The 24,523-nt window shown below is 65.7% G+C and carries 25 protein-coding genes and 1 tRNA gene; 14 read left to right on the top strand and 12 right to left on the bottom strand.

Going from position 1 to position 24,523, the window contains the following annotated elements:
- Positions 1-573: 573 nt before the first annotated feature.
- The gene (gene pilB / locus V3B25_RS19855) at positions 574-2,301 is read right to left on the bottom strand and encodes a type IV-A pilus assembly ATPase PilB (RefSeq protein ID WP_329811435.1); all 1,728 of its coding nucleotides are present in this window, start codon (positions 2,299-2,301) and stop codon (positions 574-576) included.
- A gap of 137 nt (positions 2,302-2,438) precedes the next feature.
- Positions 2,439-2,825 carry a prepilin-type N-terminal cleavage/methylation domain-containing protein gene (locus tag V3B25_RS19850; protein ID WP_329811434.1) on the bottom strand — a complete coding sequence of 129 codons (387 nt, stop codon included), beginning with the start codon at positions 2,823-2,825 and terminating at the stop codon, positions 2,439-2,441.
- 354 nt (positions 2,826-3,179) lie between these two features.
- On the opposite strand from V3B25_RS19850, the gene V3B25_RS19845 reads away from it, so the two are divergent.
- Genes V3B25_RS19845 through coaE form a run of 3 tightly spaced genes read left to right on the top strand, consistent with a single transcriptional unit; the run spans position 3,180 to position 5,933 of the window.
- Positions 3,180-4,439, top strand: a complete 1,260-nt coding sequence (locus tag V3B25_RS19845) for a type II secretion system F family protein (protein ID WP_329811437.1) — start codon at positions 3,180-3,182, stop codon at positions 4,437-4,439.
- A 7-nt stretch (positions 4,440-4,446) separates the two neighbouring features.
- Entirely contained in the window at positions 4,447-5,310 is an 864-nt protein-coding gene (locus V3B25_RS19840) for an A24 family peptidase (RefSeq protein ID WP_032128827.1), read from the top strand.
- A gap of 11 nt (positions 5,311-5,321) precedes the next feature.
- Positions 5,322-5,933 (top strand): dephospho-CoA kinase, encoded by a 612-nt coding sequence (coaE, locus tag V3B25_RS19835; protein WP_329811433.1) that lies wholly within the window; start codon positions 5,322-5,324, stop codon positions 5,931-5,933.
- Between the two features lie 173 nt (positions 5,934-6,106).
- Here coaE and V3B25_RS19830 read toward each other — a convergent pair whose 3' ends face one another.
- The 5 genes from V3B25_RS19830 to rimK form a co-directional block, all read right to left on the bottom strand.
- Positions 6,107-7,474, bottom strand: a complete 1,368-nt coding sequence (locus tag V3B25_RS19830) for a HAMP domain-containing sensor histidine kinase (protein ID WP_032128829.1) — start codon at positions 7,472-7,474, stop codon at positions 6,107-6,109.
- Positions 7,437-8,114 (bottom strand): response regulator transcription factor, encoded by a 678-nt coding sequence (locus V3B25_RS19825; RefSeq protein WP_005410804.1) that lies wholly within the window; start codon positions 8,112-8,114, stop codon positions 7,437-7,439. The genes V3B25_RS19830 and V3B25_RS19825 overlap by 38 nt, the downstream gene beginning before the upstream one ends.
- A gap of 8 nt (positions 8,115-8,122) precedes the next feature.
- Positions 8,123-8,596, bottom strand: a complete 474-nt coding sequence (locus V3B25_RS19820; protein ID WP_071229642.1) for a hypothetical protein — start codon at positions 8,594-8,596, stop codon at positions 8,123-8,125.
- Between the two features lie 89 nt (positions 8,597-8,685).
- Positions 8,686-9,162, bottom strand: coding sequence for a hypothetical protein (locus V3B25_RS19815; protein WP_329811432.1), 477 nt, complete (start codon positions 9,160-9,162; stop codon positions 8,686-8,688).
- Positions 9,163-9,407: 245 nt separating this feature from the next.
- A complete protein-coding gene (rimK, locus tag V3B25_RS19810; protein WP_005410807.1) occupies positions 9,408-10,286 on the bottom strand; it encodes a 30S ribosomal protein S6--L-glutamate ligase in 879 nt (292 codons plus the stop codon).
- A gap of 167 nt (positions 10,287-10,453) precedes the next feature.
- On the opposite strand from rimK, the gene V3B25_RS19805 reads away from it, so the two are divergent.
- Together V3B25_RS19805 and V3B25_RS19800 are read left to right on the top strand one after the other, a co-directional pair.
- The gene (locus V3B25_RS19805) at positions 10,454-10,819 is read left to right on the top strand and encodes a hypothetical protein (RefSeq protein ID WP_223224661.1); all 366 of its coding nucleotides are present in this window, start codon (positions 10,454-10,456) and stop codon (positions 10,817-10,819) included.
- Positions 10,820-10,898: 79 nt separating this feature from the next.
- On the top strand, positions 10,899-11,321 hold the full coding sequence (locus tag V3B25_RS19800) for a thioesterase family protein (protein WP_049425109.1): 423 nt from the start codon (positions 10,899-10,901) through the stop codon (positions 11,319-11,321).
- Positions 11,322-11,446: 125 nt separating this feature from the next.
- Here V3B25_RS19800 and V3B25_RS19795 read toward each other — a convergent pair whose 3' ends face one another.
- Positions 11,447-12,628, bottom strand: coding sequence for a hypothetical protein (locus V3B25_RS19795; protein ID WP_329811431.1), 1,182 nt, complete (start codon positions 12,626-12,628; stop codon positions 11,447-11,449).
- Positions 12,629-12,743: 115 nt separating this feature from the next.
- Here V3B25_RS19795 and V3B25_RS19790 point away from each other — a divergent pair, with 115 nt between their 5' ends.
- Positions 12,744-13,601: a PoNe immunity protein domain-containing protein gene (locus tag V3B25_RS19790; protein ID WP_329811430.1), complete on the top strand. Its 858-nt coding sequence runs from the start codon at positions 12,744-12,746 to the stop codon at positions 13,599-13,601.
- Position 13,602: 1 nt separating this feature from the next.
- Here V3B25_RS19790 and V3B25_RS19785 read toward each other — a convergent pair whose 3' ends face one another.
- The 3 genes from V3B25_RS19785 to V3B25_RS19775 all read right to left on the bottom strand — a co-directional run bounded on the left by V3B25_RS19785 (position 13,603) and on the right by V3B25_RS19775 (position 16,359).
- Complete coding sequence (locus V3B25_RS19785; RefSeq protein ID WP_049425112.1) at positions 13,603-14,007, bottom strand: DUF805 domain-containing protein; 405 nt, start codon at positions 14,005-14,007, stop codon at positions 13,603-13,605.
- 303 nt (positions 14,008-14,310) lie between these two features.
- A tRNA-Gly gene (locus V3B25_RS19780) sits at positions 14,311-14,384 on the bottom strand.
- Positions 14,385-14,505: 121 nt separating this feature from the next.
- Positions 14,506-16,359 (bottom strand): autotransporter domain-containing protein, encoded by a 1,854-nt coding sequence (locus V3B25_RS19775; RefSeq protein ID WP_329811429.1) that lies wholly within the window; start codon positions 16,357-16,359, stop codon positions 14,506-14,508.
- A 207-nt stretch (positions 16,360-16,566) separates the two neighbouring features.
- On the opposite strand from V3B25_RS19775, the gene thiS reads away from it, so the two are divergent.
- The 4 genes from thiS (at position 16,567) to V3B25_RS19755 (ending at position 20,324) form a co-directional block, all read left to right on the top strand.
- Entirely contained in the window at positions 16,567-16,767 is a 201-nt protein-coding gene (gene thiS, locus V3B25_RS19770; RefSeq protein WP_008265079.1) for a sulfur carrier protein ThiS, read from the top strand.
- Positions 16,768-16,920: 153 nt separating this feature from the next.
- Positions 16,921-17,715, top strand: a complete 795-nt coding sequence (locus tag V3B25_RS19765; protein ID WP_010481470.1) for a thiazole synthase — start codon at positions 16,921-16,923, stop codon at positions 17,713-17,715.
- Positions 17,715-18,449 carry a tRNA (guanosine(46)-N7)-methyltransferase TrmB gene (gene trmB, locus V3B25_RS19760; RefSeq protein WP_010481468.1) on the top strand — a complete coding sequence of 245 codons (735 nt, stop codon included), beginning with the start codon at positions 17,715-17,717 and terminating at the stop codon, positions 18,447-18,449. The genes V3B25_RS19765 and trmB overlap by 1 nt, the downstream gene beginning before the upstream one ends.
- Positions 18,450-18,476: 27 nt before the next feature.
- On the top strand, positions 18,477-20,324 hold the full coding sequence (locus V3B25_RS19755; RefSeq protein WP_010481466.1) for an SLC13 family permease: 1,848 nt from the start codon (positions 18,477-18,479) through the stop codon (positions 20,322-20,324).
- 336 nt (positions 20,325-20,660) lie between these two features.
- Here V3B25_RS19755 and V3B25_RS19750 read toward each other — a convergent pair whose 3' ends face one another.
- On the bottom strand, positions 20,661-20,996 hold the full coding sequence (locus tag V3B25_RS19750; protein WP_049401603.1) for a Rieske (2Fe-2S) protein: 336 nt from the start codon (positions 20,994-20,996) through the stop codon (positions 20,661-20,663).
- 178 nt (positions 20,997-21,174) lie between these two features.
- Between V3B25_RS19750 and V3B25_RS19745 the strand changes: the two genes are divergently transcribed.
- The 4 genes from V3B25_RS19745 (at position 21,175) to V3B25_RS19730 (ending at position 24,424) form a co-directional block, all read left to right on the top strand.
- Positions 21,175-21,456, top strand: coding sequence for a hypothetical protein (locus V3B25_RS19745; RefSeq protein WP_005410817.1), 282 nt, complete (start codon positions 21,175-21,177; stop codon positions 21,454-21,456).
- Between the two features lie 75 nt (positions 21,457-21,531).
- On the top strand, positions 21,532-22,248 hold the full coding sequence (locus tag V3B25_RS19740) for a fumarylacetoacetate hydrolase family protein (protein WP_201117192.1): 717 nt from the start codon (positions 21,532-21,534) through the stop codon (positions 22,246-22,248).
- A 55-nt stretch (positions 22,249-22,303) separates the two neighbouring features.
- Positions 22,304-22,708, top strand: coding sequence for a large-conductance mechanosensitive channel protein MscL (mscL, locus tag V3B25_RS19735; protein WP_107432151.1), 405 nt, complete (start codon positions 22,304-22,306; stop codon positions 22,706-22,708).
- 294 nt (positions 22,709-23,002) lie between these two features.
- Entirely contained in the window at positions 23,003-24,424 is a 1,422-nt protein-coding gene (locus tag V3B25_RS19730; RefSeq protein WP_329811428.1) for a M28 family peptidase, read from the top strand.
- Positions 24,425-24,523 lie beyond the last annotated feature (99 nt).

Here is a 24,523-nt window from a genome sequence, read left to right as displayed (position 1 = left end):
CAACCTTGGTTGGCGTGCGCCGCCGCGCCATCCACGCATGGCGTGGATCTACCCACCACCGTGGTAGTGCCGGCCGCGGGCCGGCAACCCAATGCATCGCGTCATCCACGCATGGCGTGGATCTACCCACCAACGCGGTAGTGCCGGCCGCTGGCCGGCAACCTCATGCATCGCGGCATCCACGCATGGAGTGGATCTACCCACCAACGCGGTAGTGCCGGCCGCTGGCCGGCAACCTCATGCATCACGTCATCCACGCATGTCGTGGATCCACCCACCAACGTGGTAGTGCCGGCCGCTGGCCGGCAACCTCATGCATCGCGCCATCCACGCATGGCGTGGATCTACCCACCAACGTGGTAGTGCCGGCCGCTGGCCGGCAACCCCCATGCATCGCGTCATCCACGCATGGCGTGGATCTACCCACCAACGTGGTAGTGCCGGCCGCTGGCCGGCAACCTCATGCATCGCGGCATCCACGCATGGCGTGGATCTACCCACCAACGTGGTAGTGCCGGCCGCTGGCCGGCAACCCCCATGCATCGCTTCATCCACGCATGGCGTGGATCTACCTCAATCCTTGGTAACGCGATTGATCTCGGCCAGGCTGGTCACACCCGCTGCCGCCTTCTTCAACGCCGACTGCCGCAGGTCATTCACCCCGATCTGCTGCGCCGCCTCGGCAATCTGCAGTGCGTTGCCGCCGGCCAGCACGATCGTGGCGATCTCATCGGTCATCGGCATCACCTGGTAGATACCGGTTCGGCCCTTGTAGCCCTCGGTGCACTCATCGCAGCCCACCGCCTCGTACAACTGGATACCCGCATCCAGCTGCGCCTGGGTGAAGCCCTCGGCCAGCAGCGCGTGCTCCGGCAGGTTGGCCGGTCGCTTGCAGTTGCCGCACAACCGGCGTGCCAGGCGCTGGGCGATCACCAGCGTCACCGAGCTGGTGATGTTGTATGGGGCGATACCCATGTTCATCAGACGCGCGATGGTCTGCGGCGCATCGTTGGTATGCAGCGTGGACAGCACCATGTGGCCGGTCTGCGCCGCCTTGATCGCAATCTCGGCCGTCTCCAGGTCGCGGATTTCGCCGACCATGATGATGTCCGGATCCTGTCGCAGGAACGAGCGCAGCGCCGCAGCGAAGGTCATGCCGCGCTTGTTGTTCTGCTGCACCTGGTTGACGCCGGGCAAGCGAATTTCCACCGGGTCTTCGGCGGTGGAGATGTTGCGCGTCTCATCGTTGAGGATGCCCAGCGCGGTATACAGCGACACCGTCTTGCCGGAGCCGGTTGGGCCGGTCACCAGCACCATGCCGTACGGCTTGTGGATGGCGTCGTGGAACAGCTTCTGCTGGTCCGGCTCGTAGCCCAGCTTGTCGATGCCCAGCTTGGCCGCGCTGCCATCCAGGATACGCAGAACCACCTTTTCACCGAACAGGGTCGGCAGCGTGCTCACGCGGAAGTCGATCTGCTTGGACTTGGACAGGTTCAGCTTGATGCGCCCGTCCTGTGGCACCCGCTTCTCAGCGATGTCCAGCTGCGCCATCACCTTCAGGCGCGCGGCGATGCGCTGGTTCAACTTCACCGGCGCCCGCGCCACCATCTTCAGCAGACCGTCGATGCGCAGGCGCACGCGGTAATCGTCTTCGTAGGGCTCGAAGTGGATGTCCGATGCGCCCTTGCGGATGGCATCGACCAGCACCTTGTTGACGAACTTCACCACCGGGGTGTCGTCGCCCTTGGCATCGATGCCGGAGTCGCCCCCTGCGTTGTCTTCGTCGCCGCTGGATATATCCAGGTTAGCGAGCCCTTCATCGTCCCCACCCAGCGAGTCGCCCAGGCTGTCATGGCTGGTATGCCACTGCTCCAGGGTGCGTCGGATCTGGTCTTCGTCGACCAGGATCGGCTCCACCACAAGATTGGTGTGGAACTTGATTTCATCCAGCGAGTGGGTCGGATTGCTGGTGCCGACGAACAGCTTGCCACCCCGTTTGAATAGCGGTAGCACGTTGTGTTTGCGCAGCAGCTCCTCGCTCACCAGATTCATCGCGTTCTGACTGGCGTCGAAGGTGGACACGTCGAACAGCGGCATGCCGAACTCGACCGCGTTGGCGGCAGCGAGCTGCGCGGCATTGACCAGCTTGTTCTGCGCGAACCACGTTGGCAGTGGCTGGCGGGCAGCGGCGGCCTTGGCCATCGCGTCGCGGGCGGAGGCCTCGTCCAGCGCTCCATCCTGGACCAGGCGGCGGGCCAGCCCGGTGATGCCAACCAGGTTGGCGGTGGTGACTGCGTTCATGGCGGCGACTCAATCAGGACAGACTTAGGGTAGCAACAAGCCAGCTCCAAGGAATAAACAAAAAATGCCCGCGATGACATCGCGGGCATTTTTTTCAAGAACTAAACCAACCTACCTGCCGGAACAGGGGCGGGAACTTAGTTCAGCGCTTCACAGGGCTTGTCCTTGTAGGCCGTGACACTAGACTTAGTAACCGTGCAGACCCAGGTGATCTCGTCAACGCCGTTGGCCGGAATGGTCGGAACAATGGACACAGTCGCACTATTGTCCTTCGAGCTCCCTGCAAGCGCACCAGTACCGGCATTGCAGTTGGCATTGGTAGCCACGTCGCTGCACAACGGACGCTCGGAGCTGTGATTCTCAGCAACCTTGATCTTTTCGCCAGCCACCGAGCCGATAGCCTGCGTGATCTTGGCGCGTGCGGTGTAGTTGCGATACTGCGGCAGCGCGATGGCGGCCAGAATCGCAATGATCGCAACAACGATCATCAGTTCGATAAGGGTGAAGCCCTTCTGGTTCTTCATTTGATACATCCCCAAGATAAGTGGTGGTTGAGTCAGCGCACAGGATCGGGCCGGCCATCGACCGGTTGAGCGGGTCCTGCACCCTGCGGGTGGATCAACGCAGGTTGCGTGCCAACCCCGGCACGCCTCCCCCTGGATTTCCCCGCGCCCATGATGGCAGCAATTTCGCGGATGGGAACCCCCGGCATGCGAATCTGCGATGGACGCGGCAATGTGACGCAGTGCGTCACCTTTGGTCGGCACCCGGCACGAAATCGCACGCTGGGCCGCCTACCAACTGCCCATCCGGCCTTGAACCCGCTACCATCAATGGCTAGTTACCCGCCTGGGGATGGCGGGTCTTGGGGAGCCAACATGTCTGTCAGTCGCAGTGCGATCAAGAAGGAGCCCGTGGCCCGCGCCACGATGGAACTGCAGCCGTTTGTCTGGGAGGGGACCGACAAGCGGGGCGTGAAGATGAAGGGCGAGCAATTGGCCAAGAATGCCAATCTGCTCAGGGCCGAATTACGCCGGCAGGGCATCAATCCCGGCCAGGTGAAACCGAAGCCTAAACCGCTGTTCGGCGCGGCCGGCAAGGCGATCAGCACCAAGGACATCGCCTTCTTCAGCCGGCAGATGGCCACGATGATGAAATCCGGTGTGCCGATCGTCTCGGCGCTGGAGATCATCGGCAGCGGGCACAAGAACCCGCGCATGAAGAAGATGGTCGATGGCGTGCGCACCGACATCGAGGGCGGCTCATCGCTGCACGAGGCGATCAGCAAGCACCCGGTGCAGTTCGATGAGCTGTATCGCAACCTGGTGCGGGCAGGTGAAGGCGCCGGCGTACTGGAGACCGTGCTGGACACGGTGGCCAACTACAAGGAGAACATCGAAGCGCTGAAGGGCAAGATCAAGAAGGCCCTGTTCTACCCGGCAATGGTCATCGCTGTGGCGCTGCTGGTCAGCGCGATCCTGCTGATCTTCGTGGTGCCGCAGTTCGAAGACGTGTTCAAGAGTTTCGGCGCCGACCTGCCGGCTTTCACCCAGATCATCGTGTCCTGCTCGCGTTTCATGGTCTCGTGGTGGTGGCTGATTGCGATCATTGTTGTCGGCAGCATCGTCGGCTTCGTGACGGCCTACAAGCGCTCACCAGCCATGCAGCACAAAATGGATCGGCTGATACTGAAGGTGCCGGTAATCGGCCAGATCATGCACAACAGCTCGATTGCCCGCTTCGCGCGGACCACCGCCGTGACCTTCAAGGCTGGCGTCCCGCTGGTGGAGGCCCTGGGCATCGTGGCTGGCGCGACCGGCAATAAGGTCTATGAAGAGGCTGTGCTGCGGATGCGGGACGACGTCTCGGTGGGCTACCCGGTCAACATGGCCATGAAGCAGACCAACCTGTTCCCGCACATGGTCATCCAGATGACCGGCATCGGCGAAGAGGCGGGCGCGTTGGATACCATGCTGTTCAAGGTTGCCGAGTATTATGAGCAGGAGGTCAACAATGCCGTTGACGCCTTGAGCAGCCTGCTCGAACCGATGATCATGGTGTTCATTGGTGTGGTCGTGGGCGGCATGGTCGTCGGCATGTACCTGCCGATCTTCAAGCTCGCTTCTGTCGTCGGATAAAACATACATGGCATTTCTCGACCAGCACCCCGGCCTCGGCTACCCCGCCGCGGCCGCCCTGGGACTGCTGCTGGGCAGTTTCCTGAACGTGGTCATCCTGCGGCTGCCCAAGCGGCTGGAGTGGCAGTGGAAGCGCGATGCGCGCGAGGTCCTGGAGGAACCGGACTTCTATGAACCACCCCCACCGGGGATCGTGGTCGAGCCGTCGCACTGCCCGCACTGCAAGCACAAGCTGAGCTGGTACGAGAACATCCCGCTGTTCAGCTGGATCATCCAGGGCGGCAAGTGCCGCCACTGCAAGGCGCCGATCTCGCTGCAGTACCCGCTGGTGGAGGCGCTGACCTCGGTGCTGGTGCTGGCCTGCGTCTGGCAATTCGGCTTCGGCTGGCAGGGCTTCGGCGCCATCGTGCTGACCTGCTTCCTGATCGCCCTGTCCGGTATCGACCTGCGAACGCAGCTGCTGCCCGACCAGTTGACCCTGCCGTTGATGTGGCTGGGGCTGATAGGCAGCATCGACAATCTGTACATGCCGGCCAAGCCCGCCCTGGTGGGCGCGGCGGTGGGTTACCTGTCGCTGTGGACGGTCTGGTGGCTGTTCAAGCAGCTGACCGGCAAGGAAGGCATGGGCCACGGCGACTTCAAGCTGCTGGCGGCACTGGGCGCCTGGTGTGGTCTGAAGGGCATCCTGCCGATCATCCTGCTGTCGTCGGTGCTGGGCGCCATCATCGGCTCGATCTGGCTGTACAGCCGCGGCCGTGACCGCGCCACGCCCATCCCGTTCGGGCCGTACCTGGCCATCGCCGGCTGGCTGTACTTCATGTGGGGTGCGCCACTGGTGGAGCAGTACCTGGTGATGAGCGGGCTGCGCTGAGGGGAGTCCCCATGAGCCGCTATGTGGTTGGCCTGACCGGTGGCATCGCCTCGGGCAAGAGTGAGGTGACCCGGCGCTTCGAGGCGCTGGGGATCGTGGTGGCCGACGCTGATCTGGCCGCACGGGCCGTGGTGGCTGCCGGCAGCCCGGCGCTGGCCCGTATCGCCGAGCGTTTCGGCGCCGACATGCTGCTGGCCGATGGCAGCCTGGACCGGGGGCGCCTGCGCGCCCACGTGTTTGCCGACCCGGCCGAGCGGACGGCGCTGGAAGCCATCACCCACCCCGCCATCCGTCGGCTGATGCAGCAGCAGTGCGAGCAGGCTGAGAGCCCCTATGCGATTGCCGCGATTCCGCTGCTGACCGAGGTGGGTGGGCGGAAAGCCTACCCGTGGCTGGACCGGGTGTTGCTGGTGGATGCGCCCGAAGCCGTGCAGCATGCGCGGCTGATGCAGCGCGATGGCATTGATGCCGTGCTGGCCGACCGGATGATTGCTGCGCAGGCCAGCCGCGCACAGCGGATGGCGCTGGCCGATGACGTGGTGGTCAATGATGGGCAGCCGGAGGACCTGCAGGTGCAGGTGGAACAGCTGCATGCGCGGTATCTGGGGTTGGCCGGGGGGTGAGGCCTGGTTGCCGGCCAGCGGCCGGCACTACCGAAGTGCATCCACGCATGGCGTGGATCTACACGCGCGGGGCGCGGCAGCGATCACGGTGGCGGCACAAGCGGCACAGGGCGCGATGCAGGGTCGGCGGGGTTCGTGCCGACCAAGGTCGGCACCCACCAAAGCAGGGGCCCTTACAACGGCTTCGGCGAGAACGTCAGGGTGGCGATCACGCCTCGCTGGCCGCCGGGGCGCACGCTTACCTGCCAGCCGTACAGGTCGCACAGGCGGCTGACGATCGACAGGCCGATGCCGCCGCCCTGCGAGTGGCCGGCATGCGTGCCGCGGTAGCCACGCTGGAACAGCTTGGCCGCGTCTTCCTCGCTCAGGCCCGGGCCACTGTCGGTTACCGACACCGAGTTGGTGCCGACGAACACGCGCACCTCGCCGTCCTGCGAGTACTTCACCGCGTTGCCGATCAGGTTGCCCAGTGCCACCGACAAGGCGGCTTCGGGTGCGTCGATGACCAGGTTGCGCTCGCCTTCCAGCAGCAGCTCCAGCGGCTTGCCGCCCAGCTGCGCGCGATGCGCGTCCAGCAGCTGCTCGGCCACGCGGGCCACATTGCTGGTGCCCTGCCCGCGCTCGTTGCGCGACAGCAGCAACAGCGCGCCGATCAGATCACTGCACTGCTGTTCGGCGCGCTGGATGCGCTGCAGGCGCTGCAGCACCTTTTCGTCCAGGCCGGGCCGGGTCAGCAACAGTTCGGTAGCGCCACGGATCACCGCCAGCGGCGTGCGCAGTTCGTGGCTGACGTCGGCGTTGAACTCACGGTCGCGCTGCACCACTTCGGTCAGCCGCGAGGAATAGTCGTCCAGCGCCTGTGCCAGCTGCCCCACTTCGTCGTCGGGGAAGCGTGGCGCCAGGGGTTCGGGGTCACTGGTGCCGCCGCGATAGGCACGTAGCCGCGCGGCCAGATCCGACACCGGCTTCATCACCTTCGAGGCCGACCACCAGCCCAGCACCAGCGACAGCACGCTGAACACCAGCACCGACAGCACCAGCGCGCGGTTGAGCTGCTTGCCGCCGCGCACGCTGTCGGTCATGTCATAGGCGAGGAAGAACCAGGCGTCGGGCGTCTTGCGCACGGCCAGCTTGTAGGAGTACGGCTCGCCGTGCTCATCGCCGCTGACGCTGTGGATGCCATCGGAGAAGCCCGCCCACTGCGCGCGCTCTTCGCGCACCCGGTCGAACTTGTCCTTCGAATAGGCATAGGCCTTGATCTGCAGCACCGGTGCGTCCGGGTTATGCCCGGGGTGCTCGTAATAGCGGCGCGCATACTCGTCGATGTTGCGGTTCATCAGCTCTTCCACCAGCTGGTTTTCCACGCGCAGGCGGGCCCAGTTGGTGGCGAACGCGAACAGTGTCGTCAGGCAGAAGCCCAACAACACGAACGAAACGATGATGCGGCTGCGCAGGCGCCGCCGATAAGGCGTGCGCCGGCGCTCCCCCTTGGTTGCCACCGAATCAGGCTTCCGGGGTGGCGATGCGGTATCCGATGCCATGGCGGGTCTGGATCAGCGGCACTTCAAACGGCTTGTCGACCACCGCACGCAGGCCATGGATGTGCACGCGCAGGGAATCCGAATCGGGCAGTTCTTCACCCCACACACGGGTTTCCAGCTCCTGGCGGGTCACTACGGCCGGGGCCGCTTCCATCAGCGCCTGCAGGATCTTCAGTGCGGTCGGGTTGAGCTGCAGCAGCTTGCCCTGGCGGCGCACTTCCAGCGTATCCAGGTTGTATTCCAGATCGCCGGTTTCCAGCACGCGGGTCTGCACGCCCTTGCCGCGTCGCGACAGGGCGTTCAGACGCACTTCCACTTCCTGCAGCGCGAACGGCTTGATCAGGTAGTCGTCCGCGCCGGAATCGAAGCCGGCCAGCTTGTTGTCCAGCGAATCGCGGGCGGTGAGCATCAGTACCGGGGTCTGCTTGCGCGCTTCATTGCGTAACTTGCGGCAGACCTCGATGCCGTCCATGCCTGGCAGATTGAGATCCAGCACGATCGCGTCGAACTCGTGCACCACGGCCAGGTGCAGACCGGTAACCCCGTCAGCCGCGAAGTCCACGGTGTGGCCCCGGTCCTCCAGGTAGTCGCCCAGGTTGGCCGCAATGTCGCTGTTGTCTTCGATTACCAGGATTCTCACTGTCACCTCTAATTTACGAATTTGCCGATGCGCTGGGCCTGGCCCATATCACGCTGTGCCTTGTCCTTCCGCCGGGCGCGCTCGGCAACGGTAGTGCACTGCGTCGTGGACCGGTTCGAACCCGTGGCCTTTTCACGTTGGCATATTAGACGACTATCTTCACGTGCCTGTGTCAAAACCGTGTTCACGATCTGCTGGTCGTTGAAGACATCGGTTCGTACCTGTTCAGGCATGGAATCGCGGTCAGGATGCTGCTCGACGGCCGTGCGCATGCGCACCAGCGCCTCGCGTACGCGGCTGCGGTCGGTCTGCTTCAGTTCGCTGTAGGTCTCGCCATCGTTGAGTTCGATTTCGATGCGCTCGATCTGCTGCTGCAGCGGCTTGCCGGGGATAAAGACCTCACCGGACTGGTTCGATGCAGAGGCGGCGGTGGCCAGGGTCAGGCCCGAGATCAGGACCGCCGACATCAGGAGGGACTTCATGACAAACGAATCCTTGTTTGAGTTGAGTGTTGACTGTATTCGCACCACCTTCACGCCAGCAAGTGCCATGCGCAGGGGCATCGGACGGCCTAGTGGTTGGTGGCGGGGTTGAAGTTGTTGAAGGTGCGCTGGTCGTTGAGCAGTGCCTTGCCCTTTTCCTCGATCCGGCGGCGCTCGGCCACGGTCAGGCAGCCGCTTTTAGGCATGTTGCTGCCGGTGGTGCGGGTGTGCTGGCAGATCTGGCGGCTGTCCTCGTGGGCGCGGACAAGAACGGTATTGATACGCTCCTGGTCGTTGAACACCTCCGCCTGGACCTGCGGCGGGAGCTCCTGAAGCGTGCGGTGGTCGCCCATGCGCTGGGTGATGCGCGCCAGTGCCTGCTGCACCTGGGCGCGGTCATCGGCGGAAATCTCGCTGTACTCGCCGTCATCGAGGGCCTTCTCAACCCGCCGGACCTGCTCGGCCACCGGGGCCTGCCCATCCATCTGTATGGCGGTCTTCTCCGGCTTGGCGGAGACAGCACCAGACAGCCCCAGCAACAACGCGATCATCGTGATGCGGTACATCGCCAGCCTCCGGATCCATCCAGGAACGATGGGCGCCACTCTACGGCCGTCACGCTGCCTCCACAAGGGACTTCCGGCGGCATAAAAAAGACCCAGACGGTGCCCCGCCTGGGTCTGAAGTCGTATCCCGATACCGATCCTGCTGAGAGGCAGAGCTGCGGTTCGCTGAAGGCTACGCCGGCGCCGATTAAAGGCGCGTTAAAGCTGGCCCCATTTGCCCATGAGAATTTCAAGCCATTGATTAATCAAGGTTTTTTTAACTTCTCGACATGCTCGATGATACGCGTGGCCACATCCACCCCGCAGGCGGCTTCGATGCCCTCCAGCCCTGGCGTGGAGTTGACCTCCAGCACCAGCGGCCCACGCGCGGAGCGGATCAGGTCCACGCCACAGACCGACAGGCCCAGCGCCTTGGCCGAACGCACCGCCACCTGCTGTTCGGCGCGGCTGGCCTTGGCCGCCACCGCGGTGCCGCCGGCATGCAGGTTGGAGCGGAAGTCACCCTCCGGCGCCTGGCGCTGCATCGACGCCACCACCTGGTCACCGACCACGAAGCAGCGCAGGTCGGCGCCCTTGGCTTCCCCGATGAACTCCTGCATCAGGAAGTTGGCGTACAGGCCCCGCAGGGCCTCGACGATGCCACGCGAAGCGCTGGCCTTCTCGGTGAGGATCACGCCCCGTCCCTGGGTGCCCTCGTTGAGTTTCACCACGTGCGGCGGCGGACCGAGCATCGACAGCAGGTCGACGGTGTCATCGGGGTTGTCGCCGAACACGGTGACCGGCATGTCGATGCCCTTGGCTGCCAGCAGCTGGTGCGCGCGCAGCTTGTCGCGCGAACGCAGGATCGCATCGGACGGGTTGGGAGTGCGCGCACCCATCAGCTCGAACTGGCGCAGCACGGCGGTGCCATAGCGGGTGATCGAGGCGCCGATGCGCGGGATGACCATGTCCACGCCGGTCATCGGCCGGCCCTTGTAGTGCATCGAAAAACCATCGGCGGCGATGCGCATGTAGCAGCGCAGCGGGTCGAGGATGCGAACGGTGTGGCCGCGCGCGCGGGCCGCCTCGACCAGCCGGCGGGTGGAGTACAGGGAGCTGTTGCGGGACAGGATGGCGAGCTTCATCGCGGCAGGATCGGACGGCAGGCGCGCAGCATAGCGCGGGCGTGTGGCGGGCGGATGATGCCCTGCAGGCCGCCGCATCTGCGTGCCTGCCGGGGCTGTGCGAAGATGGCTGTTGCCGGCTACAGGACAGGACACGGCCGGCTTACACAACCCAAGGAGAACCACAGATGCGAATGGGAATTCCGCTGTTGTTGCTGTTTGGCCTGATGGGGAGCGCCGCACACGTACAGGCTGCGCCAACCCACGCAGTCTCCCGGCTCTACTTCGATGCCAACAACACCCTGATCGGCCAGGGCCTGCGCTACTGCACGGGCAAGACACAGCACCAGGGCGTTGCCTCACACGCCAATACCCGCTGGATCGATGTTTCCTACGCCTGCCAGGGCGACTCGACCGACGTTTCCTATGGCAGCTGGGTGCCTGCACAACTGCGGCAGGACTTCTGCACGCTGTATGACGCCTGCACGTCACTGATGCCGTGGCCGGAACCCGGCCTGCCCGGCACCCTCGGCAACGGCTTCTACTCAGACTGACAGCCGGTAGTCGCCGCACTGTCTCCGGCGATGGCAGCATCGTCGCCGGAGACCCCACCCACTACACCCCGGAGACTTCATGCCGTTGACGATCCTTCCGCGTTTCTCCGAAGTGGATGTACTCGGCCACGTCACCAACACCGCCCTGCCCGTCTGGTTCGAGGAAGGTCGCCAGGAGATCTTCCGTCATTTCAGCCGCGAGGCCAGCATGCGCGACCTGACGCTGATCCTGCGCCGCTACGAAATCGACTTCCTGCAGCAGATACAGCCGGGACACGAAGTGCGCATCGAGACCCGCATCGAAAACATCGGCCGCTCCTCGCTATCGATCGTGCAGCAGGCGTTCCAGTTCGAGGCCCTGGTGGCCAGCGGGCGCTGCGTGATGGTGCATTTCGACTACACAACCAACGCCTCGCGCGCCATCGATGCAGAGCAGCGCCGGGCATTGTCAGGGCTGTTTACCGAGGAGTATGCGCAACAGGTGCAGGCGGCAGACGCATGAGCCATACGGAAGGCCGGTCATCCGCACCCGGTACTGCCCGCAGCCCATTTCTTCAGCTTTTCCAGCGCTTTCCCGGCCTGCATCGACGACGCATGCCGGAACCTCCCTGCTTGATTCGACGCAGTCTAACCTGTGACTGAGGGCCGCTGATCCGCGCGGGGCAGGCGCAGCGAGAAGCCCCCATCGCGGACACGCACGGCCAATGCGGTTTCCCGCCATTCCACAGGCAGCGCCAATGCCGTGTGTGGCGTGGGGACGCGTGTGATCGCCTCGAACGTCCAGTGTTCCTCATAGGCTTCGCAGCGAAGCGTTCCGTCATCGCCGACCGCGATCACATCGATCCAGGCCCCACTCCGGGTCTTGCCAGTGCCGCCCATCGCACGGCGGCCAATGGCCTGCCAACGCCCCTGCCAGTGAACGAGCCATACGCCCTCGATGGGACGCAGATCCCCATCAAGCACGCTGCCCGCCACCACCACGCATCGTCCGGACGGGCTGGCAATGACCGTCTCCAGATCGCAGACGTGACGGTCACTGGGCTCGCCATCAAGACAGAGCGCGTACGGGCAGATGCGCGCGAACAAGGTCGGATGCGCAGTCAGGCGCAGGTCGTCGGGAAGCAGCGGGATGACCTGCAGCACCCGGGCATCAGGCAGGACATGCCGCAACACCTGCGGCACCCCGGCGGCCAGCGCCGGATGCTCCTGTTCCAGCCATAGACCCCGGCAGGGGCGCAGCGTGGTCGATCGACTGGGAATATCCCGCAACCACATCGCGGCTTCGGCATCCCCGCCAAGCTGCCGGCGCTCGTGCAGCTCCTGCCAGAACAGGCTGGGAACAATCGCCAGCAGGTGCATCACCCTCTTGTCCGCTTCGTCATAGACGATCACCGCTTCGCTGCGATCACTGTAGCCACTGGCCACACGCAGCGCACTACCCGCCAGCGCCAGCCACTCGCCGCTGGCATCGTGGCTGCCTGCGGTGGATACGCCCTCGACAATGGCGCCATCGCGCAGCATCAGGGTGCCGTAGGCCGGCCCGCCCATGCCCAGCTCGCCCCAATCCAACAGGACATCATGCGTGGGCGGCCGGGTGGCGAAGGGCAGCTTCGCCCGCGAGCGCAGCAGTGCGCCCCCTACAGCATCGCCGACCAGATCGAAGTGCTGCAGCACGCCGCCCAGGGCAAGGCATGCGGCCAGGCCAACGACCACGCCCCAAGGCGACCACCACACCACGCAGATCGCTACCCATATCAGGAACGGCAGCCACTGGGTGAAACGGCGGAGGGCGATTCGATCAACGGTCATGCAGGCTGGGTGGCGGCGACTGTGCACCATTCAAACCTTCAACGCTGTGCCAGGCAATGGGGTTCGAGCCGGCAATGCCGCTAGACTCTCGCTGATGATGGAATCGATGACTGCCGTGAATCGCCGGAATCTGCTGCAGGACATGCTGCCGCGATGGAGAGCACTGGCCAAGGCCCCGGGCCAGCCGCGCCGCACGCTTCGCCTGCCGGATTGGCAGGCGGACTGGAACGCAGGCATGGCCTTGCTTGCACGCCATGCGCGCAATGGCGGTGAATCTGTGGAGGAACCGCTGCAGGGACATGCGGCCCTGGAGCATGCCTACGGCTGGGAGACGGTTGCACAGACCGGCAGCAACCTGCTGCTGAAAGGCATCGACCGCGGCTTCGCCCCCACGGCGTTGCAGCAGATGCATGCCGACGTAGCAGATCTCTGGCTCGAGCATGCGCGTTTGCTGGCCCTTGCCCGGGACAGCCTGCAACAGCAAGGCCACGACATCGCGCTGGCTGCGTCGTTGCAATCGCGTACAACGCAGCACTACGAATACGCACTGCAGCTGTTGTCACTGGGCGTGCTGCTGGATGCGCAGGAACGCCTGCCGGCGCTGGTGGAGAAAGTGCTCTGTTTCGACACCGACCGCGTGCTGGACTACCTCAGCGCGCCGGCGCTGGGCCTGGTGGAAGCCAGTGATGAGGTCTTTCATCCGCGACCGTTCGCCGAGCTGTTCGCGCCGCTGCGCGACGGTGAAGCGTTCGACCCTTCACTGCTGGCCGGCTACCTGCAGGTGCAGTACCGCGACTTCTTCCTGCTGCCGCCAAAGGCTCAGAAGCGGACCCGGCGCCTGATCGGGCCGAACGCGTGGGGCTACTGGGCATTTGAAGTGGCTGCGCTGGTGGTGCTGTATGGCGGTGACGACGCCACGCTACGCACCTGCCCCCACTACCCTTCCGACCTGGTGGACTTCGCCCGGCGTTGAGTCAGGCACCTGGCAGGCCGGAAACACCGCCGAATCGATTCTCTTCCTCGTTGCCCGGCAGAAGCATGACCGGGAAGAGGACGAATACGCCCAACGGGATGAAGGCAATCACGACGTACCAGCCAGACTCGTCGATGTCGTGCAGTCGTCGAACGGCCAGGGCCAGCATCGGCGGAAGGAGGACGATGACCGCGCAGACCGTCATGACCCACCCCAGCGTCCGGAACGGCTCGAAGGCCTCCCCATCGAGCAGCACGGTGCCCGTCAGCCAGTATCCGCCGTCCATCAAGGTGTAGCCCACTGCCACCACAAGGGCAGCAGACAGGGAGTACGACCAGAACTCCTTCCGGTTGGATCGCCCTGAAAAATCAAAGCAACGCCTGAGGGGCAAAAGTGCGGGGATCATTCGCGCTCCGGGCAGCGGACGATGGGAGGCAAGGGTTAACGATCTTTTAGCATCCCCAAGCCCAGCACCAACTGAACCCCGCGGCCCGGCGGACCCAGCAGACAGCGGAGGTTGCAGGAGCCAGCGTCGACGATTCGAACGCGATTGCAATGCGCCTTGTAAACAAGTCACTTGGGCTGCGGTTCGGAGAAGCCACAGTCCAACGCATTGAAGAGAGCAATCAGGGCGCTGCAGCCACACGCTGGACTTCGGCGTGGTTCAGCGATTGCGCCGCGTTCGCTTGGGGTGAATCCCCTGGAGACATGGAGCGGGCGATGGGAATCGAACCCACGTCAGTAGCTTGGGAAGCTACAGCTCTACCATTGAGCTACGCCCGCATTGCGGGTGAAAGTCTATGCGGAGCGGCCGGTGTTGCGCAATGGTGGCCTGTGCATCCCGCCATTCAACGACGGGGTCGGAGCCCTTTCCTTGCGGAAGGGGCTCCGACCCCGTTCTGGATCAGAAGCTGCCACCCACGGTGGCGAAGATCGTCGCGTCACGGGCGCGCTTCTGCGCGGCCGTGGTGCTCAGGCCAACGTTGCCCTGCAGGCCGAACAGGTCCATGCGCGCACCCAGAACAGCGGTGGCGTAGTTCTTGTCGAAGTCCAGGCCCGGCACGCGGTAGCTGCCCAGTTCCGGCAGGGTCTGCAGCCACGCGCTGGCCTGCTTGGTGTCCTCGAATTCGTGGTCGTAGGTCACCTGCACGTACGGCTTGACGGTGCCGCCATCGAAGCGGGCCTGCCAGCCGATGCGGCCGACGGTCGAGTCGACGTTCTGGCGGTCGTAGCCCAGGGCGGTGGCCAGCGTGCCCGCAGCAGCGCTTTCGCTGTAACCGTCGATCTTGACCTTCTGCCAGATCACCGCAGCGATCGGGCCGTGGCGGAAGCCACCTTCGGTGCCGAACTCGTAACCGGCATTCAGTGCAGCGGTCAGGTTGCTGCCGTCCGGCGAGCCACCGTGTTCGCGGGTAGCCGGGCCCAGCTGGACCTTGCGGTTCACGTCATACGACAACCAGGTGTAGCTGACCTGGCCGTTGACCCAGACGCGGTCGCCATACCAGGCAGCGAACAGGCCGGCGGTGGTGTCCTTCTGGGTGAAGTCGCCACGGCTGTTGCCGAAGTCGGCACTCATGCGACCGAAGCCGGCGAAGCCGCCGACCACCACGCCGTTGCGTGCCCAGTCGACACCGAACAGGCCGGCCGGCGCCACGCCGTCGTACAGGTCGGCGTGGTCATAGCGCTGCAGGTCACCGCGCACGCCACCCCACCACGACAGGCCATCGGCCGGACGGGCGCCGAGGTGGTTGCTGACCTGGTCGGCACGCGAACGGCCGACGGTCTGTGCCGAGTGGCTCAGCACCTGCTGCAGGCGCGGAGCCTCCAGCACCGAGACGGCGTACTGGCCCAGCAGCTGGTGACCGGTAACGGTGGGATGCACGCCATCGGCGAACAGATAGGTCTGGTACGCATCGGGGCTGACGTAGGTGGTCGGGTTGCAGCCGATGATGCTGCCCGTGGTGTTGGCCGGGTTGATCTTGCAGGCGGTGCCGGTGACGTTGGTGAAACCGTACATGCCCGGGTTGGCGGTCACTTCACGCAGGATGCTGAAGGTATCGAGCGGAATGAACTCGATGCCCGCCTGCTTCAGGCCGCCATACAGCGCCTTGTTGTAGCCGACCGACATGGCGGTGGCGGCTGCTGCATTGGGGCCGCGGAACTGCGGGGTGATGCCCACGTCCGGCAGGTTCGGCACCAGCACGTACTGGGCACCGGCCTGCTTCAGGGCACCGACCAGCGCGATCTGGTCGGTGACCGCCGCGCCGATGATGCCCTGGACCTGGGCCGGCGGCGCACCCGCACCGGCAGCGCCGGCGGCGGCAAACAGGTCGTTTGCGCCACCCCAGACGGTATACAGGGCGTTACGGTCAGCCTTGCCGCCGTTTGCCGCCAGGTAGCGGGCCGCCTGCGACTTCAGAGACGGGATCGCGCCGAGGGCACCGCTGCCTTCGACCGACACGCGGGCGCCGCCGACAGCGTAGTTGTCGCCGTTCTGGCCGTTGCCGTTGGGGTCCTTGTTGAGGCCGTAGTAATTGGCGACCTGCTGCGACCACACCCAGCCCGGGTTGGTGGTGAACTGGCCGGAGAGCCCCTGCGTGGACTCGGGCAGCAGCGGGCGGAAGTAGCCGGCGTCGGTGAGGCTGTCACCGAAGAACACCGCCTTGGAGTACGGATTTTCGCCTGCCATGGCCGGCAGCGCGGCCAGTGCGATCGCAGCCGCCATGAGGGAGCGGATCGGGTGTTTGCTGAGCTGCATCTAGGAACTCCTGTGGGGTAAACAAGTTGGAATCCGGCGCACGTACGCCGGCGCACGGTCAATGGTTTCACCGCGCCGCCGTTTGCTCACGCTGCGCCGCCGCATGGATTGTCGCCTGACCACGCCGAAACCTGCTGTGCCGGAGCTGGCGCCCGGTTCAAATTACAAACGTTCCGATCCCGACGGGCTATCAGCGACAATGCAGGGATGAACATCCAGCTCAACGGCGAACCCCGCACCCTGCCCGCCTCGGCGACCCTCCACGACCTGCTTGAGGCCGAGCAGCTGCTGCAGCGCCGGGTGGCGGTGGAGGTCAACGGCGAGATCGTCAGCCGCAGCCGCCATGGCGAGCATGTCCTGGCCGAAGGCGACGTGGTGGAGATCGTGCACGCGCTGGGCGGGGGCTGAGGCCATCCCGGGTAGTGCCGGCCACTGGCCGGCAATCCGACGTTGTCAGGCACCCTGCATCTGCCGGCCAGCGGCCGGCACAAACCCTACCCATCCACGGCCTGCACGCCATTGCGTGATCCCATCTTCAGGCGGATAAGCGATAATCGCGCCATGAACGTTCATGTCTCCCCCGATTCGCTGGTGATCGCCGGCAAGACCTATGGCTCGCGGCTGCTCACCGGCACCGGCAAGTTCAAGGATCTGGAAGAAACCCGCCTGGCCACCGAGGCTGCAGGCGCCCAGATCGTCACCGTGGCCATCCGCCGCACCAACATCGGGCAGAACCCGGGCGAGCCGAACCTGCTCGACGTGCTGCCGCCGGAGCGCTACACCATCCTGCCCAACACCGCCGGCTGCTACACCGCCGAAGACGCGGTGCGCACCTGCCGGCTGGCGCGCGAACTGCTGGACGGCCACAACCTGACCAAGCTGGAAGTGCTGGGCGACCAGAAGTCGCTGTACCCGGACGTGGTGCAGACCCTCAAGGCCGCCGAACAGCTGGTCAAGGACGGCTTCGAGGTGATGGTCTACACCTCCGACGACCCGATCCTGGCCAAGCGCCTGGAAGAGATCGGCTGCGCTGCGGTGATGCCGCTGGCCGCGCCGATCGGTTCGGGCCTGGGCATCCAGAACAAGTACAACCTGCTGCAGATCATCGAAGACGCCAAGGTGCCGATCATCGTCGACGCCGGCGTGGGCACCGCGTCGGATGCGGCGATCGCGATGGAGCTGGGCTGCGACGGCGTGCTGATGAACACCGCCATTGCCGGTGCGCGCAGCCCGGTGCTGATGGCCAGTGCGATGCGCAAGGCGGTCGAGGCCGGCCGCGAGGCCTTCCTGGCCGGGCGCATCCCGCGCAAGCGCTACGCCAGCGCCTCCTCCCCGGTGGATGGGTTGATCGGCTGATGACCAATCCCTTCGACAGCGCCGGTTCCAAGGCCCCGCCCAAGCCCTTCACCGTGAGCGAGGGCCGCCGCGAGGTGCGCAGCTTCGTGTTGCGCCAGGGCCGCTTCACCCCCGCCCAGCAGCGCGCGTTCGACGAACGCTGGCCGCGCTTCGGCATCGACTACAACGGCCAGCCGCGTGATCTGGACGCCACCTTCGGCCGCCCGGCGCACAAGGTGCTGGAAATCGGCTTCGGCAACGGTGCCGCGCTGCGCTTCGCCGCCCAGCATGATCCGTCGCGTGACTACATCGGCATCGAAGTGCACGCGCCCGGCGTGGGCCGGCTGCTGAACGCGCTGGCCGACGACAACGCCGACCACGTGCGCCTGTACCACCACGATGCGGTGGAAGTACTGCAGAACGAGATCGCCGATGGCGCGCTGGATGAAGTGCGCATCTACTTCCCGGACCCGTGGCACAAGAAGCGCCACAACAAGCGCCGCCTGCTGCAGCCTGCATTTGCCGAGCTGCTGGTGCGCAAGCTGCGCCCGGGCGGCCGCCTGCACTGCGCCACCGACTGGGAAGACTACGCCGAGCAGATGTGGGACGTGCTCGACGCCACCGCTGGCCTGGTCAACCGCGCCGGCCCACGTGGCAGCGTGCCGCGCCCGGACTGGCGGCCGCAGACGCACTTCGAGACCCGCGGCCAGAAGCTCGGTCACGGCGTCTGGGACCTGCTGTACGACCGCACCTGACGATCGCCTGAGGACACCGCGCCCCACATGGATACCGCGCTGACGCTGACCAACGACATGAAGCTCGTGCTCGGGCTGGTCGGCTTCACGATGGCGATGTTCCTGTTCGAGCGCATCCGCGCCGACGTGGTCGCGCTGGTGGTCCTGGTGGTGCTCGGTGTCACCGGGCTGATCGCGCCGGAGGAAATCTTCGGCGGCTTCTCCGGTAACGCGGTGATGAGCATCATCGCCACCACCATCCTCGGTGCGGGCCTGGACCGCACCGGGGCGCTGAACCGGCTGGCCGCCTGGCTGTTGCGGCGCGGCCATGGTGTCGAGCAGCGGCTGCTGATGATGACCACGGCCATTGCCGGCCTGAATTCCTCTTTCATGCAGAACCCGTCGGTGATGGCGCTGTACCTGCCGGTCGCCTCGCGACTGGCAGCGCGCACCGGGTTGACCCTGCAGCGCCTGCTGCTGCCCATTTCGGCGGCAATCGTGATGGGTGGTGCGCTGACCATGGTCGGCAATTCACCGTTGATCCTGCTGAACGATCTGCTGGCCTCGGCCAACAACAACCTGCCTTCCGGCCTGGCCACGATCGAGCCGCTGCGCATGTTCGCGCCGCTGCCGATCGGCGTGGCGCTGCTGATCGCTTCGCTGCTGTATTTCCGCTACTACGGCGACCGCAAGCTGATCGAGGAAGAGAACCTGGTCAACGACGGGGTCACGCCCGCGCGCACCGAGAGCTACTTCGCCAAGACCTATGGCATCGAAGGCGATGTGTTCGAGCTGGTGGTCAGTGCCGAAAGCCCGCTGGTGGGCATGACCCTGGGCGAGGCCGAGAACCTGCACGATGCCCCGCTGCTGCTGGCCCTGAAAACCGGCAATGACACTCGCCTGGCGCCACCGGCGGAGATGCGCATCTGGGTCGGCAGCGTGCTCGGCGCGATGGGCCCGCGTGAGCAGATCAACGATTTCGCGCAGAACCAGTTCCTGCGCATGTCTTCGCGACTGAAGCACCTGGGCGACCTGTTCAACCCGAGCCGTGCAGGTATTTCCGAAGCGGTGGTGCCGCCTACCTCGAACGTGATCGGCAAGAGCGCGGCCGATCTGCGCCTGCGCAAGGAGCGCGGCATCAGCCTGCTGGCGATCAACCGCGACAAGCAGGTGATCCGCGAGGACGTGCGCGACGTGCAGCTGCGCGCCGGCGACATGCTGGTCTTCCACAGCATCTGGACCGACCTGGCGCAGGCCGCCCGCAGCCGTGACTTCGTGGTGGTGACCGACTACCCGACCGGCGAGCAGCGCCCGCACAAGTTCAAGATCGCCATGGCGATCTTCGCCTTGACCATCCTGATCGCGCTGACCAGCAAGCTGCCGGTGGCGCTGACGCTGATGACCGGCGTGGCCGGCATGCTGCTGACCGGCGTGCTGCGCATGGACGAGGCCTACGCCTCGATCAACTGGAAGACGGTGTTCATGATGGCCGGGCTGATCCCGCTCGGCTGGGCGATGGATTCCAGTGGCGCGGCGGCATGGGTGGCCGGCCATACCATCGACAAGCTGCCCACCGGTATTCCGGTATGGGTACTGGAAGTGGCGCTGGCGCTGCTGACCACGGCGTTCTCGCTGGTCATCAGCCATGTGGGCGCCACCATCGTGATGGTGCCCATTGCGGTGAACCTGGCGCTGGCGGCGGGCGGCAACCCGACGGCGTTCGCGCTGATCGTGGCGCTGTCGGCGTCCAACAACCTGATGACGGCCTCCAACCCGGTGATTTCGATGATCACCGGCCCGGCCAACTACACCCCGCGCGAGATGTGGCGGGTCGGCGGCCCGCTGTCGCTGATCTACACCTGCGTGGTGGTGCTGATGATCAACCTGATGTTCTGAGGGTTGGGTTTGTTGGCAGGGCTGCGCCCTGCACCTGCAGAAGCAACGTCAACGTCAAAAGCTGGTTTCCTGGGGGATGGCGGGGCGGGGGCGGGTGGGGGGGGCGCGGCGCCTAGGGCCCCGGTAGCGCGGGGGGCGCCGCCATGGGGGGCGCGCCCCCCCCCCCGGCCCCCACCCCGCCTTCGACAGATTGCCGCGATCTGCCAGAACGGCGTCGTGCACCGCTTTGGTAGGTGTCGACCTTGGTCGACACGGTAGATCCACGCCATGCGTGGATGGATCTCTGGATATCTGTTGATCCGGTGGGTGCGGACCGTTGGTCCGCACACCGATGGGTCAGGCCAGGTAGATTTGCCCGTCGCGCACATCCACCGGCACCGCGCGCAGGCGGTCGCCCTTGCAGGGACCAGCGATGCAATCGCCGCTGTCCAGCGCGAACGAGGCGCCGTGGGCGGCGCACACCAGGTGGCCTTCGCGGCTCTTCAGGAACTGGCCCGGCGCCCAGTCCAGGCGACGGCCGGCGTGCGGGCAGATGTTCAGGAACGCGCGCACCTGCGCGCCATCGCGGTACAGCACCAGCGATTCGGCATCGCCATCAACCACCGCTTCGACCTCGGCAAACGCGCCATCGGCAATGGCATCAAGGGCGATCAGGGCAGCGGCGGCAGTCATGGCGAAGGCTCGGACAGTAAACGCGCATTGTCGCACGCCCGCTCAGGTGACTGGCTGCAACATGAACACAAGTCATTGATTCGTAATAAGCACAGGCTATATTTAACGAGTTTTTCACTCAATGACAGTGGCACCTCCCGATACTCTGGTTTCGCTGATCCCAGCCTATCGAGCCGCCATGTTCAATCGCGCATCCGCCTTCAACCAGTTCCGCACCCTGTTCGCGCCGCGCAAGCCGCGTCACCCGCTGGTGCGTGTTGCCGTGGGCCTGCTCGGTCTGGCGATCCTGGCCGCGATGGTGTTCATCGGCGTGTTCGTCGGTGCGGCGATGATCCTGGTCGGCCTGGCGTGGAAGCTGCTGGCCTCGCGCAAGCCGGGCGTTGCCCGTCCGGTCGATCCGACCGTGGTCGAAGGCGAGTACCGCGTGGTGCGCAAGCCGGTGCTGCCGGCCTCGCGTTGATCCACGGCCTCCGCGCCCGCTGACGGCGGGCGCCATGCGTTCTAGACTGCGGGCACGCCCTTCCTGGATGCCCGCATGTCCGATGTCTCCGATGTGATCCCTGCCGTAGCCGTGCCGCGTGTGCCGGTAGCCGGTGGCGGCAGTTTCCCCGTGCACCGTATCTACTGCGTCGGCCGCAACTTCGCCGACCATGCCCGCGAAATGGGCGCAGCAGTGCCGGCGGCCGACGATCGCGGCCGTCCGATGTTCTTCAGCAAGCCGGCCGATGCGATCGTGGTCGGCCACGACGATGCCATTCCCTATCCCCCGGCAACCGCCAACCTGCACCACGAAGTGGAGCTGGTGGTGGCGATCGGCCGTGATGCGCCGGCCGGCGAGCTGGCCGTGGCCGATGCCGACGCTCTGGTCTACGGCTATGCCGTCGGACTGGATTTGACCCGCCGCGACCTGCAGGCCGCCGCCAAGGACAAGGGCCATCCGTGGGATGCAGCCAAGGGCTTCGATGCCTCGGCACCGATCAGCGAGATTGTCCATGCCGAGGAAGTCGGCGACCTGGCCGCGCTGAACCTGTCGCTGGAGGTCAACGGCGAAGTGCGCCAGCAGGCGCTGCTGGACCAGATGATCTGGAACGTGCCGGAGATTCTGCATGAGCTGTCCAAGCTGTGGCAGCTGCGTGCCGGCGACCTGGTGTTCATGGGTACCCCGTCCGGAGTGGCCGCGCTGAAGCCCGGCGACCGCTTCAGTGCCCGCCTGGAAAACGTGGCCGAGCGCCACGGCGTGATCGCCGGCTGACATCACCTGCGCTACCCTGCGCGCTGTCCACTTCCCCCACCGGAGAAAAACAACAATGGGAATGCTCACCGAGTTCAAGGAATTCGCGATGCGCGGCAACGTCATCGACCTCGCCGTCGGCGTGGTGATCGGCGCGGCCTTCGGCAAGATCGTGACCGCACTGGTCGAGAAGATCATCATGCCGCCGCTGGGCATGCTGATCGGCAAGGTGGATTTCTCGCAGCTGGCCTGGACGTTGTCACCGGCCAGCATCGGTGCCGACGGCAAGGAAATCCCGGCCGTGGTGATCGGCTACGGCGACTTCATCAATACGCTGATCCAGTTCGTGATCGTGGCCTTCGCCATCTTCCTGGTGGTCAAGACGATCAACCGCCTGTCGCGCAAGCAGGACGCCGCCCCGGCCGCACCGGCCGAGGAAGTGGTGCTGCTGCGCGAGATCCGCGACAGCCTGAAGAAGTAAGGCCGCCTACCGGTAGTGGGGGGGGGGGGGGGGGCCCCCCGGCCCGGGGGGGCGCGGGGCCCCGGCCGGGCCGCCCCCCCGGCCCCCCCCCGCCCCCCCCCCCCCCCCCCCCTCGCGGGCCCCCCCCCCCCCCCCCCCCCCCCCCCGCGACTGCACGAAAGCCCCGCCCTGGCGGGGCTTTCGCTTTGCCGGACGTGGCGGAAAACAGCGTTCGCGCCAGCCATGACCTCCCGCCCATGCGCCGGGCTGAACGACTGTTAAGCTCCAAGGCTTGGTCCCTTCCCGGAGCTGTCCATGCGTCGCCGCGTCCTTGCCATCGCATCCTCCCTCGCCCTGCTGGCCGCCCCGGCCTTCGCAGCGCCGCACACCACCACCCTGCCCCCGGCGTCGCTGTCCACCGCTGCGCAGCTGCGCGACCAGGCGCTGGCTGACGACACCGGCTGGAAGGTGGTTGAATCGCTCACCACCGAAATCGGCCCGCGCATCGCCGGCAGCGAAGCCGACGCCCGCGCCGTGGCCTGGGCCGAAGCCAAGTTCAAGTCGCTCGGCTTCGACAAGGTCTGGAAGGAACCGGTGACGTTCCCGAAGTGGGAGCGCCGCAGCGAACACGCCGCGGTGACCGGCAAGAACCCGCAGCCGCTGCAGATCACGGCGCTGGGCGGGAGCCCGGGCGGCACCGTTGAAGCCGAAGTGGTCCGCTTCGCCGACCTGGCCGCACTGCAGGCCGCACCGGCCGGTTCGCTGAAGGGCAAGATCGCGTTCGTTGATTACCAGATGCTGCCGTTCCGCGATGGCCGCGACTACGGCCGTGGCGGCGCGATCCGCAGCAAGGGCCCTTCTGAAGCAATCCGCAAGGGCGCGGTCGGTTTCCTGATGCGCTCGGCCGGTACCGACTCGCACCGCGTGCCGCACACCGGCATCACCCGTTTCGACGACGGCCTGACCCCGGTGCCGTCGGCAGCACTGTCGGTGCCCGACGCCGATCAGCTGGCCCGCCTGCTGGCCCGTGGCGCGACAACGGTGAAGGTCGCGCTGGACTGCGGTTGGGACGGCACCGCCACCTCGTACAACGTGATCGGCGAGATCACCGGCCGCAGCCTGCCCAAGGAAGTGGTGGTGATCGGTGGTCACCTGGATTCCTGGGACCTGGGCACCGGCGCAGTGGATGACGGTGCCGGCGTTGGCATCACCATGGCTGCGGGCCATCTGATCGGCCAGCTCAAGCAGGCGCCGAAGCGCACCATCCGCGTGATCGCCTTCGCCAACGAGGAACAGGGCCTGTACGGCGGCAAGGCCTATGCCGAGGCACACGCCAAGGACGTGGCCCTGCACCAGTTGGCCGCCGAGAGCGACTTCGGTGCTGGCCGCATCTATGCCTTCAACACCGGTTCGCCGAACCCGGAAGGCTCGCGCGAAGCAACCAGGCAGATTGCCGAGGTGATGAAGCCGCTGGGCATCGAGTACCAGGCCGACAAGGGTGGCCCGGGCCCGGACGTCGGCCCGTTGGCCGCCAAGGGTGGCGCGTGGGCATGGCTGGCGCAGGACGGCTCGGATTACTTCCACCTGCACCACACCGCCGACGACACGCTGGACAAGATCGACCCGAAGGCACTGGCGCAGAACGTGGCTGCATACACCGTGTTCGCGTACCTGGCGGCAGAGGCCGATGGCAACTTCGGCAGCGAAGCCAAGGCGACCACGCCGCCGAACGAATGATGCGGTGACGACGGAAGACGCCAATTTTCAGGTTTGGCGTCTTCTCCTCTTCCTTTCATCTGCCGCCCTCCCGCATGAAGGCATCCCATCATCAAGGAA

It is taken from the genome of Stenotrophomonas sp. SMYL8, assembly GCF_036320065.1.
Taxonomy (GTDB): domain Bacteria; phylum Pseudomonadota; class Gammaproteobacteria; order Xanthomonadales; family Xanthomonadaceae; genus Stenotrophomonas; species Stenotrophomonas maltophilia_A.
The sequence above is the reverse complement of the archived record's forward strand: the minus strand, read 5'-3'. Positions and strand labels throughout refer to the sequence as shown.

Excerpts from the sequence above, each read along its gene's own strand:
- pilB (WP_329811435.1), bottom strand. The coding sequence starts at position 2,301 with ATGAACGCAGTCACCACCGCCAACCTGGTTGGCATCACCGGGCTGGCC.
- V3B25_RS19850 (WP_329811434.1), bottom strand. The coding sequence starts at position 2,825 with ATGAAGAACCAGAAGGGCTTCACCCTTATCGAACTGATGATCGTTGTT.
- V3B25_RS19845 (WP_329811437.1), top strand. The coding sequence starts at position 3,180 with ATGTCTGTCAGTCGCAGTGCGATCAAGAAGGAGCCCGTGGCCCGCGCC.
- V3B25_RS19840 (WP_032128827.1), top strand. The coding sequence starts at position 4,447 with ATGGCATTTCTCGACCAGCACCCCGGCCTCGGCTACCCCGCCGCGGCC.
- coaE (WP_329811433.1), top strand. The coding sequence starts at position 5,322 with ATGAGCCGCTATGTGGTTGGCCTGACCGGTGGCATCGCCTCGGGCAAG.
- V3B25_RS19830 (WP_032128829.1), bottom strand. The coding sequence starts at position 7,474 with ATGGCATCGGATACCGCATCGCCACCCCGGAAGCCTGATTCGGTGGCA.
- V3B25_RS19820 (WP_071229642.1), bottom strand. The coding sequence starts at position 8,596 with ATGAAGTCCCTCCTGATGTCGGCGGTCCTGATCTCGGGCCTGACCCTG.
- V3B25_RS19815 (WP_329811432.1), bottom strand. The coding sequence starts at position 9,162 with ATGTACCGCATCACGATGATCGCGTTGTTGCTGGGGCTGTCTGGTGCT.
- rimK (WP_005410807.1), bottom strand. The coding sequence starts at position 10,286 with ATGAAGCTCGCCATCCTGTCCCGCAACAGCTCCCTGTACTCCACCCGC.
- V3B25_RS19805 (WP_223224661.1), top strand. The coding sequence starts at position 10,454 with ATGCGAATGGGAATTCCGCTGTTGTTGCTGTTTGGCCTGATGGGGAGC.
- V3B25_RS19800 (WP_049425109.1), top strand. The coding sequence starts at position 10,899 with ATGCCGTTGACGATCCTTCCGCGTTTCTCCGAAGTGGATGTACTCGGC.
- V3B25_RS19795 (WP_329811431.1), bottom strand. The coding sequence starts at position 12,628 with ATGACCGTTGATCGAATCGCCCTCCGCCGTTTCACCCAGTGGCTGCCG.
- V3B25_RS19785 (WP_049425112.1), bottom strand. The coding sequence starts at position 14,007 with ATGATCCCCGCACTTTTGCCCCTCAGGCGTTGCTTTGATTTTTCAGGG.
- V3B25_RS19775 (WP_329811429.1), bottom strand. The coding sequence starts at position 16,359 with ATGCAGCTCAGCAAACACCCGATCCGCTCCCTCATGGCGGCTGCGATC.
- thiS (WP_008265079.1), top strand. The coding sequence starts at position 16,567 with ATGAACATCCAGCTCAACGGCGAACCCCGCACCCTGCCCGCCTCGGCG.
- V3B25_RS19765 (WP_010481470.1), top strand. The coding sequence starts at position 16,921 with ATGAACGTTCATGTCTCCCCCGATTCGCTGGTGATCGCCGGCAAGACC.
- trmB (WP_010481468.1), top strand. The coding sequence starts at position 17,715 with ATGACCAATCCCTTCGACAGCGCCGGTTCCAAGGCCCCGCCCAAGCCC.
- V3B25_RS19755 (WP_010481466.1), top strand. The coding sequence starts at position 18,477 with ATGGATACCGCGCTGACGCTGACCAACGACATGAAGCTCGTGCTCGGG.
- V3B25_RS19750 (WP_049401603.1), bottom strand. The coding sequence starts at position 20,996 with ATGACTGCCGCCGCTGCCCTGATCGCCCTTGATGCCATTGCCGATGGC.
- V3B25_RS19745 (WP_005410817.1), top strand. The coding sequence starts at position 21,175 with ATGTTCAATCGCGCATCCGCCTTCAACCAGTTCCGCACCCTGTTCGCG.
- V3B25_RS19740 (WP_201117192.1), top strand. The coding sequence starts at position 21,532 with ATGTCCGATGTCTCCGATGTGATCCCTGCCGTAGCCGTGCCGCGTGTG.
- mscL (WP_107432151.1), top strand. The coding sequence starts at position 22,304 with ATGGGAATGCTCACCGAGTTCAAGGAATTCGCGATGCGCGGCAACGTC.
- V3B25_RS19730 (WP_329811428.1), top strand. The coding sequence starts at position 23,003 with ATGCGTCGCCGCGTCCTTGCCATCGCATCCTCCCTCGCCCTGCTGGCC.